Genomic DNA, 14690 nt, shown 5'->3' on the forward strand with positions numbered 1-14690 from the left:
GGTATGAAAAACATTGTATTCATAATAACGATGACGCTTTTACTGTTGGGCTTTTGCGGATGTACCGATGAGGTGATCGATTACAATGATCCTGATGTGGATCTTTTCGTGAAGCAGTTAAAAGATGGTAGTTATAAAACTAAAGGGCCCGACGGATATGTTGAGGTTCCTAAATTTGCAAGAGAAGATATTCCCAAACTATTGACCTATGCCGATGATCTGACCATTATTCCTTCATTCCCGTTGCCACCGGTATGCACTTATTTTGGAACCAAGGTTCGGTTGGGAGAGTGCATGTTGTGGATTGTAGAAAGTATACGCTTAGGGCAATATGCTTCTTTGGGGTGCAAGATGGTTTACGCTGACGCAACTAATTATGAGGGAATCTACTTCCTTTCAAATGAGGAAGTACACGATGCTGCTAAAAGATATCGATTCTGGTGGGAAAACTCTCAATATCCTCAAACTCAATGGACCATAACCCCGTGCTATAATGACCCGCTTTGTGGTAGCGGATATCGTTGGTGGTAATCTTTTAAAAATAGATGTTGAATGACAAAACGTATAGCTTTATTTGTTTTTGTCACTTCCTTGTCGCTGTTGTCTCATGCACAATGGACAGGGAAGGACTCTATCAATCTGAAAAGATTGTTAGAGGGTGACGGTGAGATAAAATTAAATCAGGAAGCCATAAAACAGGTGCAGCAAGCTCTGGGAAGTCCTTTGATCATTCGTGAATCTTCTGCTACAAAGTACGACGAATCTCTTCCAAAGGTGTATCCCGAGAAAGAAAAGTTGGTTTTGACGCTAATGCCTTATACGGCGAGAACAAAATATAACTATGATCCCATTTATAAAAAGAAAATTGACGTAAAGGCAGACACCTATAAATCCAATCCTTTTGAGACTCTTTATGCCTTGTCTATTCCCACAAATTGGGCCAAACATCCGTTTGAGGGTGGTTACAGGAAATCGCTGGAAGAGATAGAAGCTACGGGTTTGAAGTACAATCCCTTGGCAGAAGGGGCTAACAATAAGGCTGTCGGAGCGTGGAAGTCAGCTGCAGGTCCCACCGGATATGATTTTATGACGCCTTTCACAAAAGACTTCTGGAATATTAAAGGAAATAAACGTAAGGCACGTACACTAGAGGTGTTAGCTAGCTATGGCGATTCTACTTCGGTTTTGATAGATGAACCTATACTACGCCAAAAAATCAAGTAAAAAGGTTTTTGGCTTCATAGACGCTCTATTTGGCTTTTTTATTTGGTCGTTTTATATGTGAGCTTTACATTTGCATATATTTAAAAATAAAGTAATATGAATAGAATAACTTCTCTTTTGGGAATTCAATATCCAATTATACAAGGTGGAATGGTTTGGTGCAGCGGTTGGAGACTTGCTTCTGCTGTTAGTAATGCGGGTGGTCTTGGTTTACTTGGAGCCGGGTCTATGCATCCGGATGTTTTGCGCGACCATATTCAAAAATGCAAACTGGCCACAACTAAGCCTTTTGGAGTAAACGTGCCGCTGATGTATCCGCAGATTGAAGAGATCATGAATATCATTGTGGAAGAAGGTGTTAAGATTGTTTTTACATCAGCCGGAAACCCTAAAACCTGGACGAGTTGGTTGAAGGAAAAAGGAATAACGGTAGTGCATGTTGTTTCGTCTGCTAAGTTTGCTTTGAAATGCCAAGAAGCCGGTGTTGATGCTGTTGTAGCCGAAGGCTTTGAAGCGGGTGGACATAATGGAAGAGAAGAAACGACTACCTTGTGTCTAATTCCGGCTGTTCGTAAGGCTATTTCACTTCCTCTGATTGCTGCCGGCGGAATAGGAACAGGCGAAGCGATTCTTGCGGCCTCTGTTCTAGGTGCCGACGGGGTTCAGATAGGTAGCCGCTTTGCGTTGACCGAAGAGAGCTCGGCACACAATGACTTCAAAGACTATTGCCTGACTCTGAAAGAGGGTGACACTAAATTGTTGCTAAAGAAACTGGCGCCTACGCGACTTGCCAAAAATGCATTTCGTGACTTGGTGGAAGATGCTGAAAATAAAGGGGCTTCAGTGGAGGAGATGCGTGATTTGCTTGGTAAGGGACGCGCTAAAAAAGGTATCTTCGAAGGAGATCTGGATGAAGGTGAACTGGAGATAGGTCAGGTTACTACTTTGATTGATCAAAAAAATACGGTAGCAGAGGTTATGGCAGAGTTGGTTGAGGATTTTAAAGCCGCATGTCAGAAAGAAAATAATTGGTGAATGTCATCGCGTTATTCTATATAATAATAGATATAGATAAAAAGGCTGCCTCGAGAAGAATTCTTTTGAGACAGCCTTTTACGTATTTATTAAAATCAGAATTATAGAGTAATCGGTTCGTATTTTAATCCATAGACATCTGCCACTGCCTTGAATGTGACTTTTCCACCCACGACATTAAGCCCAGCAAATAATGCAGAACTTTCTTTGCATGCCCGTTGCCATCCTTTGTCTGCTAAAAATAGAGCATACGGCAGAGTTGCATTTGTCAGAGCAAGTGTGGATGTATAAGGTACAGCTCCGGGAATATTCGCTACTGCATAGTGTACAACTCCGTCAACCGTGTATACGGGTTCACTGTGGCTGGTGGCATGTGATGTTTCAAAACATCCGCCTTGATCAATTGCAACATCTACCATAACAGTTCCGGGTTGCATCATCTTTAACATCTCTTTGGTGATGAGATGCGGAGCTTTATCACCGGGTATGAGTACGGAGCCAATGATAAGGTTGGTTGATGGCAATTCCTCTTTAATGTTGTGCTCAGAAGAATAGAGCGTTTTTACGTTTTTGGGAAGTATCTCACTTAAGTAACGTAAACGTGGAAGAGAAATGTCTACAATGGTAACATCTGCACCTGCACCCGCAGCAAGAAGTGCCGAATGAGTGCCCACTACTCCTCCTCCCAAAATAAGAACTTTAGCAGGTTTTACTCCGGGTACGCCACCTAAAAGAATGCCTTTACCACCTTGAGGCTTTTCTAAGAAACGTGCTCCTTCTTGTACGGCCATTCTTCCGGCCACTTCACTCATGGGAATAAGTAGTGGGAGTGAGCCATCCTCTTTTCTCACCGTTTCGTAAGCCAAACAAACAGCTCCACTTTTAATCATGGCATGAGTCAATTCTTCATCTGATGCAAAATGGAAGTAAGTAAAAAGCAGTTGACCTTCTTTGATCAGTTCATACTCAGGTTTTATAGGCTCTTTAACTTTAATGATCATCTCAGCTGTTGCATAGACCTCCTCAATTGTAGGTAATATTACTGCACCTGCTGTGAGGTATTCATTATCACTGAATCCGCTACCCATACCTGCGGTATGTTGCACAAATACTTTGTGCCCTCTTTTACATAACTCAAAAACTCCGGCCGGCGTCATTCCAACCCGGTTTTCGTTGTTTTTAATTTCTTTGGGAATTCCAATTATCATAATGTCCGTTTTTGGGGGTTAATTATTTCGCAATGTAGTAATATTCCTCATTCGTTATTCTCTGAATTGTATTGTTTTACAGCATACGTAGTGAAAGTTTCTAATTTCTTTTTTTGTTTTTTAATAAGTAATGAAATGTAAGTTGAAGCTGCTTTATTCTGATATTATGTATTTTTCTGTCTTTTTATTGCTACTTGTGTCAATATGGCTTTGAATTTGTTTTATTTATATCTAAAAGTTATCTATATTTGCATTTTATTTTATTAAATGATTGTATTATAGGTTTTGTTATTTCTATATGATAATTATATATTAACCAATAAAAGCTGTTTGTAAATGAAGAAAAGATGGATTATTTTGATGGCTATACTAGTAGTCATTAGTGTAATGGGCCTTTTTGCTCCTGAGCAACCCGAATTGTGGACTGTTGATTCAAATGTAAATAACGCGGATGTTGCCTGGATGATAACCGCAACTATTTTTGTGCTGATGATGACTCCGGGATTATCTCTGTTTTATGGAGGAATGGTACGCCAAAAAAACGTAATATCAACCATATTGCAAAGTTTTATAGCAATGGGTGTTATTAGTATTATATGGGTTGTTTTTGGTTTCAGTTTGGCTTTCGGCGATGATATCGGCAGTTTTGTGGGTAATCCGGCAACGTTTTTCATGTTTGATGGTGTAGGAGCCAAAACCGATCCTTTGCTTGCTCCAACAATACCATTGGCTCTTTTTGCTTTGTTTCAGATGAAGTTTGCCATCATAACTCCTTCTTTGATAACGGGCTCTTTTGCAGAGCGCGTGAGGTTCTCAGGCTATCTCGTATTCATGATGCTTTTCTGTATTTTTGTATATTGCCCATTGGCTCATTGGACGTGGCATCCGGACGGTTTTCTTCGTCAGATGGGGGTTGTTGACTTTGCCGGTGGTATTGTGGTTCATGCTTCATCGGGTGTGGCAGCGCTTGCCGGCGCTATATTTTTAGGCAAAAGAACAGAACAAAATTCAACTCATGTACCTGCCAATATACCTTTTGTTATATTAGGTGCTGCTATGTTGTGGCTGGGTTGGTTTGGCTTTAACGCGGGCTCATCGTTGGCTGCTAACGGAGTTGCGGTAAAAGCCTTCTTAAATACAAATACTGCGTCGGCAACAGCTATGATGGCATGGGTTGTTTTTGATTGTTTACGTGGACGTAAACCGTCTGCTATGGGTGCGGCTATCGGAGCTGTTGTGGGATTGGTTGCTATAACCCCGTCTGCCGGCTTTGTTACAGTGGGTGAAAGTATTTTTATAGCTCTGGTAACAACAATTGTTTGTAACGTGGCGGTTTACTGGAAAAATCACACTTCAGTAGATGATGCTTTGGATGTTTTTCCTACGCATGGAGTAGGAGGTATCTTAGGTACTGTACTAACAGGTGTTTTTGTGCACGGGTTGATAGACGGTCATTGGGATGTATTTTTCATTCATATCCTGGCCGTGATTATTGTTTGTGTCTATACGTTTGTAGTGACTTATGCATTGTATTGGCTAACTAACAAAATGATACCCATGCGGGTTTCGGCTAACAGTGAAAGAATAGGTCTTGATATCAGCCAGCATGATGAACAATATGGCATGCTTGAGCCGGAACGTGAACTTGCCGAATATTCCGAGGGAGAAGTTTCGAGTAAGTAATTTTAGGGGGCGTAAATGAATAAAATGTGTGTTAATTATTCTTGTATGTATATGCTCTGTGGCTAGTTTGCAAAAGGATGCCAATGTTTTTAGGAAAAAAAACGCTAAGTTTGCACTCCCGATTAAAACTGCATATAGATGAAAAAATATATAGTAACTTTATTACTGCTAGGTAGTATTAAAGTATACGCTCAGACCAATCATACTACAACTTTTACCCCTCCGCTTGATATTCCTTTGACACTCAGCGGGAACTTCGGCGAATTGCGTCCGAATCATTTCCACGGAGGTATTGATTTTAAAACCCAAAACACAATTGGCAAGAGAGTATTGGCAATTGCTGACGGATACATATCCCGAATTATGGTAACACATGGTTCGGGATATATGCTACATGTTCGTTACAGTAACGGATATACTGCCATATATCGCCATTTGTCCGGGTTCGTTAAGCCAATGGCCGATGCTATTGAAGCGTATCAATACGAAAAAGAGTCATGGGAAGTTGATTTGATCCCTTCAGCAACACAATATCCCGTGCATGCCGGTCAGCAAATTGCATGGAGCGGAAATACGGGCTATTCTATGGGACCGCATCTTCACTTGGACCTGATAGAAGACTCTACCGGTGATCGACTGGATCCCTTGCCATTTTTTAGTAAATATATAAAGGACAATCGTGCTCCCCGAGCTGAAGCAATTATGATTTTTCCCCAGCCGGGAAAAGGAGTTGTTCAGGGAAGCCTGCAAAATAAAATCATTGCATTAAATACCGTAGGGCCTACAGAAGCTTGGGGAGTGATTGGTACCGGCATAAAGGCTTATGATTATATGACGGGAACTTCAAACCGATACGGGGTATACTCTGTTACACTGTATGTTGATGGTGCTGAAGTGTATAATAGTGTGGTGGATCGCTATTCACCCGATGAAAATCGAATGATCAACTCGTGGACTCACGGGCATTTCATGAAATCGTTTATTGATCCGGGTAATACATTGCGTATGTTGCGTGCCCATAATGCTGAGAGGGGATTAGTTACTATTAATGAGGAGCGAGATTATCATTTCCTGTATGAACTGAAAGATTATTATGGGAATACGGCTCGATATCGGTTTGTAATAAGTGGGAAGAAACAACCTGTTCCCCCTTTTGAACACAAGGAAAAATATCTTTTTAAATGGGATCAGGTCAATTATTTGCAGGAACCCGGTATGACATTAATCGTTCCAAAGGGTGTGCTTTATACTGATTTGCCCGTACAATTTAAAGTTTATCCGGATTCCAATGCTGTTTCGTACATTTATCAGCTGAATGATGAAGGGGTTCCGTTACATGCCAGTTGCGAGTTATCGATCGGTGTGCGCCGGAGAGTTGTTCAGGATACAACCAAATACTATATAGCCCGAAAAACAGGGAGCCGTTTATCGAGTGTTGGCGGACGTTATGAAAATGGATTTGTAAAAGCCAAAATCCTTTCGCTGGGAACTTATGTCGTAGCAGTCGATACTGTTCCCCCGGTCGTTACTCCATTGAGTAAGAATACGTGGGCAAGGGCCGGAAAAATACTTTATCGGGTAAAAGACGGGCAGACGGGAATCCGTTCTTACCGCGGAACAATTGATGGAAAATATGCACTTTTCCAATGGGAAATGATGACTAATCGCTTAATTTGCAAAATAGATCCGGCCAGAGTAAGCAAAACGGGTAAACACATTGTTGAACTAACAGTGACGGACCATTGCGGAAATGTAACGGTATTGAAAGATATATATTAATAAGAGAGAATATTTTAATTAAAGTAAATGAATGATGAAGACACTTTTGAATGTGCCAGGAGGAAATTTACGTAAAGCAAACGATGGAATGTTACGTAGATTTTTATTTTTGAGTTTGATGATGTTGTTAGTTCCCTTTGTAGGAACAGACGCGTGTACTAATTTAATTGTAGGTAAAAACGCATCGGCAGATGGTTCAACCATTGTTTCTTATTCTGCTGACTCATACGGTTTGTTTGGTGAGTTATATCATTTTCCGGCAGGAACGCACAAAAAAGGAACAATGGTTGATGTATATGAGTGGGACACACACAAATATCTTGGTCAGATAGAGCAAGCCCGTCAAACGTATAATGTAATTGGCAATATTAACGAGTATCAGGTTACTATAGCAGAAACTACATTTGGCGGACGACCGGAGTTGGTTGATACCACAGCGGTTATTGATTATGGCAGTTTGATTTATTTAGGTCTTCAACGTTCAAGAACTGCGCGTGAAGCCATTAAGGTGATGACCGAACTGGTGCAGCAATATGGCTATTACAGTAGTGGAGAGTCTTTTACTATTGCCGATCCGAATGAAATCTGGATTATGGAAATGATAGGCAAAGGTCCCGGCATACGCGGTGCTGTTTGGGTAGCCGTGCGTGTTCCCGATGATTGTATTTCGGCTCATGCCAATCAGTCCCGTATCCATACATTTGACATGGAAGATAAAAACAATTGCATGTATGCACCGGATGTGATTTCTTTTGCCCGCGAAAAAGGATATTTCAATGGCATCAACAAAGATTTTAGCTTTGCCAATGCTTATGCGCCACTTGATTTTGGAGCCCGCCGTTTTTGTGAGGCACGTGTTTGGAGTTACTTTAATATGTTCACGGATCAAGGGGCTAACTATTTGCCTTACATTCAGGGTAAAACCAACGAGCCTATGCCTTTATTTGTGAAAGCAAATCGTAAAATCTCGGTAAGAGATGTACAGAATGCTATGCGTGATCATTATGAAGGCACTGCTTTAGATATTACGAAAGATTTTGGCGCCGGCCCTTACCATACGCCTTATCGCCTTTCTCCGTTGACTTTTAAGGTTAACGATCAGGAGTATTTTAACGAACGTCCTATCTCTACCCAACAAACCGGATGGGTTTTTGTATCACAAATGCGTGCTAATAAACCTGATGCTATTGGAGGAGTTCTTTGGTTTGGGACAGACGATGCTAATATGACTGTCTTCACGCCAGTTTACTGCTGTACGGATAAAGTCCCTGATTGTTACGCGGCAAACGGTGCAGACTATGCAACGTTCTCCTGGAATTCTGCATTCTGGATTTTCAATTGGGTATCTAATATGGTATATCCGCGATATAGTTTGATGATTGAAGATGTGCGTGCCGTACAGAGAAATCTGGAAGATACGTATGCTCAAAGCCAAGAAGCCATTGAGGCAACTGCTGCCAAACTATACGAAAAAGATCCTGCGCAGGCAAAGGCTTTCCTTGCTAATTACACCTCTGCCATGGCACAAGGCGCATTTGACAGTTGGAAACGTTTAGGCGAATTTCTGGTAGTGAAATACAACGACGGAGTTGTAAAGCGTGTAAAGAATGGTAAGTTTGAACGAAACGAATACGGACAGCCGGCAACAGTGATACGCTCAGGGTACCCCAAAGAGTTTCTTGAAGAGTACGTGAAACAAACCGGCGACCGCTACAAAGTGACAGAATAAATAGGATATGTAAACTTATTCTTTTACATTTGTACAGTTTTTAAGACGAAGAATACAACCTAATTTATAAAAGATTACCTTATGGAAAATCAGGAACTAATAAAACAAGTAACGGAGAAAGCTGAGAAATGGCTCTCACCGGCTTATGATGCAGAGACTCAGGCTGAAGTGAAAAAAATGCTTGAGAACGAAGATAAAACAGAGCTGATTGAATCGTTCTATAAAGATTTGGAATTTGGTACGGGAGGCTTACGCGGCATCATGGGTTCGGGAAGCAACCGTATGAACATCTATACAGTAGGTGGTGCTACTCAAGGGCTATCAAACTACCTGAATAAAAACTTCAAAGAACTAAAGCAGATTTCAGTTGTTGTGGGGCACGATTGCCGTAACAACAGTCGCAAGTTTGCCGAAATCTCTGCGAATATATTCTCGGCCAATGGCATCAAGGTTTATTTGTTCGAAGCCCTTCGTCCAACACCCGAGATCTCATTTGCTATTCGTCATCTGGGATGTCAGAGCGGTATTGTGATTACAGCTTCTCACAATCCTAAAGAGTACAACGGATATAAAGCTTATTGGGATGATGGAGCGCAAGTTCTGGCTCCTCATGATACAGGCATTATTGAAGAAGTGGAGAGAATCTCTTCTGCAGCTGAAATTAAATTTGAAGGAAACCCCGATTTGATTGAGATAATCGGTGAGAACATAGACAGTGCATTCCTTGAGATGGTTAAAACAGTGTCTATTGCTCCCGACGTAATCAAGCGTCATCATGATATGAAGATTGTGTACACGCCTATTCACGGTACAGGAATAACACTTATTCCCAGAGCTTTGAAATCTTGGGGATTCACCAATGTAATTGATGTACCTGAACAGAACGTTATCAGTGGAGATTTCCCAACCGTAAAATCACCTAACCCCGAAGAGCCGGCTGCTCTTTCCATGGCAATTGATAAAGCCAAGGAAATGGATGCCGACTTAGTGATGGCTAGTGACCCCGATGCCGACCGTGTAGGTATTTCTTGCAAAAATGATAAAGGAGAGTGGGTACTTATAAATGGTAACCAGACCTGTATGATGTACCTTTATTACATTCTTACTCAATACAGAGCTTTAGGCAAGATCACCGGAAACGAATTTTGCGTGAAGACCATTGTGACTACGGAGTTAATCAAGAAGATAGCCGACAAGAATAACATTGAAATGCTTGACTGTTACACCGGCTTCAAATGGATTGCCCGCGAGATTCGTTTGAACGAAGGTAAGAAGAAGTACATTGGTGGTGGTGAAGAGAGCTATGGTTTCCTTGCCGAAGACTTTGTACGTGATAAAGATGCTGTTTCAGCTTGTTGCTTAATTGCCGAAATTGCTGCTTGGGCAAAAGACAATGGCAAAACATTGTATCAATTGCTTCAGGATATCTATGTGGAATACGGATTCTCTAAAGAGAAAGGTATCAGCGTAGTGAAAAAAGGAAAGAGCGGAGCCGAAGAAATCAAGCAGATGATGACCAACTTCCGTAACAACCCTCCTAAGGAAATGGCCGGTTCAAAGATTGTGTTATGGAAAGACTTCCAGACTTTGAAGCAGACTGATGCTGCAGGTCATGTGACTGATTTGGTAATGCCCGATACTTCGAACGTTCTGCAATATTTCACTGAAGATGGAAGTAAGGTGTCTGTTCGCCCTTCGGGAACCGAACCTAAGATTAAGTTCTATGTAGAAGTGCAAGGAGAAATGGGATGCCGTAACTGTTATGCAGGAGCCGATGCTGCTGCCGACGAAAAGATACAGGCAGTACTGAAGTCCTTGGGCGTATAACGATATGCTTCTTTAAATAAAAAACCTCCGGAATCCTTTTAGGGCACCGGAGGTTTTTTATTTATTTCTGTTTCTCAATCCACCAATCAATCATTTTCCGAGCGAGACTAAGTCGCCGGGGTAATTCCGGCAAATGATCTTTCGTATAGAAACGTCCCTCGCTCAACTCTTCCTCCTGTAGTTTAATCTCTCCACTTTCGTAGTCGGCAATAAAGCCTACCATCAGTCCGCTGGGATAGGGCCAGGGTTGATTACCGAAATACTTTATGTTTTTTATTTTCAATCCGGTTTCCTCCATCACTTCTCTGGCAACACACTCTTCGAGCGTTTCACCTGTTTCAAGGAAGCCCGCAACGAGACTGTGGAAGGGGCCACGGAAATTACGTGCATGTACCAATAACAGCGAATCTTCCTTTTGAATCAAAGCCAATATGGCCGTTGAGATAGCAGGATATAATTCGTTGCCACAATTAGGGCATTTCTTCATAATAGGTTCCCTCTTTTCCGTGGGAGTACCGCAAGCCGGACAGAAATTACTATTCTTATCCCAATGCAAAATTTCGTGTGCTTTGCCTGCTATTTGGTATTGAGAATAAGGCAGACAATCATACGATGCACGAAGTCCGGTCATGAAGAACTTTTCATTTTCATGCACAGCCTCATCAATAGAAAAGGCTTTGCACACTTGTCCCATGGGTGTGGTAATACTGTGTATGGTAGTATCTGCCAATGGCTTTACCGGAGGTTGAATTCCCAAAGGGAGAACACATTTATTATCTTTCTTTTCAAGTAACAGCTGGTCGTTAAAGAAGACCAACCAGTGCACCTGCTCTGTTTCAGCTTTCATAAAGAATATATTTTTATTCCATTTCAGATCCGTCGAAAGACAGCGGAAGTAAATCACGAATGCTCTTCACCTCGTAAACTTCTTCTTTACCATAAAGAAGAATCCGCATCGGCTGATTGAAACGTTTTTCTGTTTCTAATATCACCTGTCGGCATGCACCGCAAGGAGGAATAGGCGCGTCAAGAAAATCTCTTTCTGTGCGTGCGGCAACTGCAAGTGTTGCAACTGCCTGATCAGGATATTGCGAGTTAGCGTAGAACAAGGTTGTTCGTTCGGCACATAAACCTGACGGATAAGCGGCGTTCTCCTGATTGGTTCCCGTTACTATTACATCATTATTTAAACGAGCGGCGGCTCCCACACTGAATTTGGAGTAAGGCGCGTAACTGCGCTTAGTAGCATCCATGGCAGCTTGAAGCAGGGTGCGGTCGGCCTCGGTTAATTCTTCGAATTTATACACATTGAGAACGGCTGTAATAGTAAGTTCTTTCATAATCTATGTTTTTATAAGGGTCACAAAGTTAGCAAAGAGATTGTTAATTCCGATATTTTTTATGATTTTTGTGAACTCATAACCTATATGCATTCCAATGAATAGAAAACAATCTATCCGTATCATCTTACTAGTTGTGCTTTGTGCTTTTGCATTTAGCGCACAGGCACAAAGAAGAAACCAGCGCTATGAGGAATATATTGAAAGGTATAGTCCGCTGGCTGTAGAGCAAATGCGTGTTCACAAGATACCTGCAAGTATAACATTAGCACAAGGACTTCTTGAAAGCGGGGCCGGTTACAGTGAGCTTGCCCGTAAAAGCAACAACCATTTTGGTATAAAGTGTGGCGGCAGGTGGAGCGGTCCTTCCGTGCGTCATGATGACGATGCCCGTCAGGAGTGCTTCCGTGCATACGGTAATCCGGTAGAGTCTTATGAAGACCACTCGCTCTTTTTGAAACGAGGTGCACGATATGCTTTCCTTTTTGACCTTGATATAACAGATTACAAAGGCTGGGCACGCGGATTGAAGAAGGCCGGTTATGCAACTGACCCTTCGTACGCCAATCGTCTGATTACAATTGTTGAAGATTACGAACTATATAAGTATGACCGTGCCCGTCAGCGTGGAGGCGCCTATGTGCCCCGCGTTGAAAACATAGTCATCAATCCGCATCAGGTGTACCTGGCCAATGACCTTGCCTATGTGGTGGCACGCAGAGGAGATACTTTCGAATCTATAGGCAAAGAGTTCGATATAAGCGCCCGTAAACTAATAAGGTATAATGACCTGCACAAAGATTACACGCTGGCCGATGGTGATGTGATCTACCTGCATGCCAAGAAAAAGAAAGCTTCGAAGAATTACATCGTTCACGTGGTGAAAGACGGTGACTCCATGCACAGCATTTCGCAGACTTACGGTATCCGTCTGAAGAACCTTTATAAGATGAATCGTAAAGATGCCGAATATGTGCCCGAGGTGGGTGATCGGTTAAGGCTTCGTTAACGCCCGCTTTTCGGGGTGTAAACGTACAAGGTGTCCGCTAACGGACACCTTTCTTTTTTTATATCCATTGATTATCAGTACTTTATATATTTGGCACGGCAGTTGATAATAGTATATCCGAATCATAATAAGCTCAAGGCAATGGATAGAGAAATACCAAAAGATGAGAAGAATAAGTTGCGTAACAAGAAGATCATTCGGTTTTCAGTTATCGGCATCTTATGTGTAGCAGGAGTCATCACGCTGATTAGTTTAACACGTACGGGAGTGAAACGGAAAGACTTGTTTGTTCACAGCTCCTCGGACGAACTAACGAAGCGGAGAGTGCAGCTGGGCGAATCGAACTTTGAATATGTAGAAGTGCGTAGTGGACTGCAACCCGGCGACAAAGTGGTAGTGTCTGACATGAGTCCTTATAAGAACAAGAACCGCTTAAAAGTAAAATGATGAATAGAAACAAGAATAAATACAGAAATTATGATTAATCTAACTTCCCTCTCTAAAATCTATCGTACTGACGAAATAGAAACGATAGCACTTGAAAACGTGAACCTTACCGTAGAACAAGGAGAATTCCTTTCCATAAGGGACCTTCGGGTTGCATGGAGCCCGATATGAAATCGGTTCATAACCGTAGGATGTTGATCTTTGCTTTGTTGCTCCTTATTCCGGGCATTAACCTGAGTTCCATGACTCAAAGCCGCTTAAATCAACGAATAACAGAAATCGGTATACGCCGTTCTTTTGGTTGTTCCAGAGGAGACATTATGTGGCAAGTGTTTTGCGAGAACCTGGTACTTACCTTTGTGTATGCTTTCTTATTTTGTTTGCTGATGAACCTGCTCAGTTCCGGTTTTCCTGCCTGGAGAGTCTCACGGGTTGCAATTACAAACGCTCTTAATAACCATTAAAACGACAGATAATGAATAGAATACTTTTTACGCAAGTATGGAATGAAAGAAGATCTAACTCATGGCTTTGGATTGAGTTGCTTCTTGTATACGTGGTTTTGTGTTTTGTCATTGACATGTGCTATGTTGATTTGAGGACTTTCTTTGAACCCAAAGGCCATGATATATCTAATACATACATGATTCAGGTAAATACATTGCCCCCAATAATCCTGATTATCAGGTACAGACAAGAAAAAGACAACCGGAGGGCAAGACTTACTTGAACTCGTGAATCGTTTAAAACGATTTGACGGTGTTGAGGCTGTTAGTATTTCCATCAATTCATATCCTTATAACGGATCGAATAGCGGAACGGGCATAAAATATGATACGATTAATGCGGGAAGTCTCCGCCGTTTGGTGACACCAGACTTCTTCAGGGTTTTCAGGATTGAAGGTATCAATGGTGAATCACCCCAAAAATTAGCTTCTTTGATGAAAGAGGGTGTGTTGATTGTAGGCGGCATCTGGATTCTGCTAGGCAGGCCATGAAAATACAACCGGCAATGGCGCTTCGTGAAGAATAAGTAGCGGTGCAATATTCCAAAAGAATCGTTGCGTACGGCAAAGTTTTTCTCTTAAAAGCTTGACTTTGATTGTATAATGTATTATCTTTGTCAATGTAATCCTATAGTACGTTCAATTTATTATAGGCGCAAAGGCAGGAGTTTCAACTCCTGCCTTTTTTTATGTCTTGACGGTTTATTATTGCATTAACACGGTGGCTCGTGCCGGTTTGCACGGTAGCAAAAGGTCCGCGAGAAACCGTGTTACGGCCGAGAGACGGTTTCTCGCGGACCAAAAGACGGTTTCTCTTTTCAAATTGCTCGTTATCTTTTTGAAAAAGCTGGTTATGTTTTTCAAAAAGTTGGTTATGTTTTGCCCAACTCTTCCCGATGCATG

General features: G+C 41.8%; 13 protein-coding genes and 3 pseudogenes. 13 read left to right on the forward strand and 3 right to left on the reverse strand.

Features of this window, described 5'->3' with window-relative positions:
- Window positions 1-3 precede the first annotated feature (3 nt).
- From C511_RS0105615 to C511_RS0105625, 3 genes are all read left to right on the forward strand, one after another.
- Window positions 4-531, forward strand: coding sequence for a DUF4943 family protein (locus tag C511_RS0105615; protein WP_034781753.1), 528 nt, complete (start codon window positions 4-6; stop codon window positions 529-531).
- A gap of 21 nt (window positions 532-552) precedes the next feature.
- Entirely contained in the window at window positions 553-1224 is a 672-nt protein-coding gene (locus C511_RS0105620; protein ID WP_024996186.1) for a DUF4858 domain-containing protein, read from the forward strand.
- A gap of 96 nt (window positions 1225-1320) precedes the next feature.
- Window positions 1321-2259, forward strand: coding sequence for an NAD(P)H-dependent flavin oxidoreductase (locus C511_RS0105625; protein ID WP_027317914.1), 939 nt, complete (start codon window positions 1321-1323; stop codon window positions 2257-2259).
- A 101-nt stretch (window positions 2260-2360) separates the two neighbouring features.
- On the opposite strand, the gene ald is transcribed toward C511_RS0105625, so the two are convergent.
- A complete protein-coding gene (gene ald, locus C511_RS0105630) occupies window positions 2361-3467 on the reverse strand; it encodes an alanine dehydrogenase (protein ID WP_027317915.1) in 1107 nt (368 codons plus the stop codon).
- A 336-nt stretch (window positions 3468-3803) separates the two neighbouring features.
- Between ald and C511_RS0105635 the strand changes: the two genes are divergently transcribed.
- The 4 genes from C511_RS0105635 to C511_RS0105650 all read left to right on the forward strand — a co-directional run bounded on the left by C511_RS0105635 (window position 3804) and on the right by C511_RS0105650 (window position 10485).
- Window positions 3804-5150, forward strand: a complete 1347-nt coding sequence (locus C511_RS0105635) for an ammonium transporter (protein WP_024996185.1) — start codon at window positions 3804-3806, stop codon at window positions 5148-5150.
- 138 nt (window positions 5151-5288) lie between these two features.
- Entirely contained in the window at window positions 5289-6929 is a 1641-nt protein-coding gene (locus C511_RS0105640; protein WP_027317916.1) for a M23 family metallopeptidase, read from the forward strand.
- 88 nt (window positions 6930-7017) lie between these two features.
- A complete protein-coding gene (locus C511_RS0105645; RefSeq protein ID WP_024996184.1) occupies window positions 7018-8658 on the forward strand; it encodes a C69 family dipeptidase in 1641 nt (546 codons plus the stop codon).
- An 81-nt stretch (window positions 8659-8739) separates the two neighbouring features.
- Complete coding sequence (locus C511_RS0105650) at window positions 8740-10485, forward strand: phospho-sugar mutase (protein WP_024996183.1); 1746 nt, start codon at window positions 8740-8742, stop codon at window positions 10483-10485.
- A 61-nt stretch (window positions 10486-10546) separates the two neighbouring features.
- Here the strand turns inward: C511_RS0105650 and nudC are convergent, their stop codons facing one another.
- On the reverse strand, window positions 10547-11332 hold the full coding sequence (gene nudC / locus C511_RS0105655; RefSeq protein ID WP_024996182.1) for an NAD(+) diphosphatase: 786 nt from the start codon (window positions 11330-11332) through the stop codon (window positions 10547-10549).
- Window positions 11333-11345: 13 nt separating this feature from the next.
- Window positions 11346-11825, reverse strand: coding sequence for a cytidine deaminase (gene cdd / locus C511_RS0105660; protein ID WP_024996181.1), 480 nt, complete (start codon window positions 11823-11825; stop codon window positions 11346-11348).
- Between the two features lie 97 nt (window positions 11826-11922).
- On the opposite strand from cdd, the gene C511_RS0105665 reads away from it, so the two are divergent.
- From C511_RS0105665 to C511_RS17200, 6 genes and pseudogenes are all read left to right on the forward strand, one after another.
- Window positions 11923-12834, forward strand: a complete 912-nt coding sequence (locus tag C511_RS0105665) for a glucosaminidase domain-containing protein (protein WP_024996180.1) — start codon at window positions 11923-11925, stop codon at window positions 12832-12834.
- 279 nt (window positions 12835-13113) lie between these two features.
- A pseudogene (locus tag C511_RS17455) lies at window positions 13114-13281 on the forward strand (efflux RND transporter periplasmic adaptor subunit); the annotation flags it as partial.
- Between the two features lie 30 nt (window positions 13282-13311).
- Window positions 13312-13436: pseudogene (locus C511_RS18545) on the forward strand (ABC transporter ATP-binding protein); the annotation flags it as partial.
- Window positions 13437-13745, forward strand: a pseudogene (locus tag C511_RS0105675) (ABC transporter permease); the annotation flags it as partial.
- Between the two features lie 11 nt (window positions 13746-13756).
- A complete protein-coding gene (locus tag C511_RS17815; protein ID WP_148297706.1) occupies window positions 13757-14011 on the forward strand; it encodes a hypothetical protein in 255 nt (84 codons plus the stop codon).
- A 4-nt stretch (window positions 14012-14015) separates the two neighbouring features.
- Complete coding sequence (locus C511_RS17200; protein ID WP_024996177.1) at window positions 14016-14279, forward strand: hypothetical protein; 264 nt, start codon at window positions 14016-14018, stop codon at window positions 14277-14279.
- Window positions 14280-14690 lie beyond the last annotated feature (411 nt).

Source organism: Bacteroides graminisolvens DSM 19988 = JCM 15093 (assembly GCF_000428125.1).
GTDB classification, from domain to species: Bacteria; Bacteroidota; Bacteroidia; order Bacteroidales; family Bacteroidaceae; genus Bacteroides; species Bacteroides graminisolvens.

What these genes read in the sequence shown, in the direction of transcription:
- C511_RS0105635 (WP_024996185.1), top strand. Translation starts at nt 3,804, where the DNA reads ATGAAGAAAAGATGGATTATTTTGATGGCTATACTAGTAGTCATTAGT.
- C511_RS0105650 (WP_024996183.1), top strand. Translation starts at nt 8,740, where the DNA reads ATGGAAAATCAGGAACTAATAAAACAAGTAACGGAGAAAGCTGAGAAA.
- ald (WP_027317915.1), bottom strand. Translation starts at nt 3,467, where the DNA reads ATGATAATTGGAATTCCCAAAGAAATTAAAAACAACGAAAACCGGGTT.
- C511_RS0105615 (WP_034781753.1), top strand. Translation starts at nt 4, where the DNA reads ATGAAAAACATTGTATTCATAATAACGATGACGCTTTTACTGTTGGGC.
- C511_RS0105640 (WP_027317916.1), top strand. Translation starts at nt 5,289, where the DNA reads ATGAAAAAATATATAGTAACTTTATTACTGCTAGGTAGTATTAAAGTA.
- nudC (WP_024996182.1), bottom strand. Translation starts at nt 11,332, where the DNA reads ATGAAAGCTGAAACAGAGCAGGTGCACTGGTTGGTCTTCTTTAACGAC.
- C511_RS0105665 (WP_024996180.1), top strand. Translation starts at nt 11,923, where the DNA reads ATGAATAGAAAACAATCTATCCGTATCATCTTACTAGTTGTGCTTTGT.
- cdd (WP_024996181.1), bottom strand. Translation starts at nt 11,825, where the DNA reads ATGAAAGAACTTACTATTACAGCCGTTCTCAATGTGTATAAATTCGAA.
- C511_RS0105645 (WP_024996184.1), top strand. Translation starts at nt 7,018, where the DNA reads ATGTTACGTAGATTTTTATTTTTGAGTTTGATGATGTTGTTAGTTCCC.
- C511_RS17815 (WP_148297706.1), top strand. Translation starts at nt 13,757, where the DNA reads ATGAATAGAATACTTTTTACGCAAGTATGGAATGAAAGAAGATCTAAC.
- C511_RS0105620 (WP_024996186.1), top strand. Translation starts at nt 553, where the DNA reads ATGACAAAACGTATAGCTTTATTTGTTTTTGTCACTTCCTTGTCGCTG.
- C511_RS0105625 (WP_027317914.1), top strand. Translation starts at nt 1,321, where the DNA reads ATGAATAGAATAACTTCTCTTTTGGGAATTCAATATCCAATTATACAA.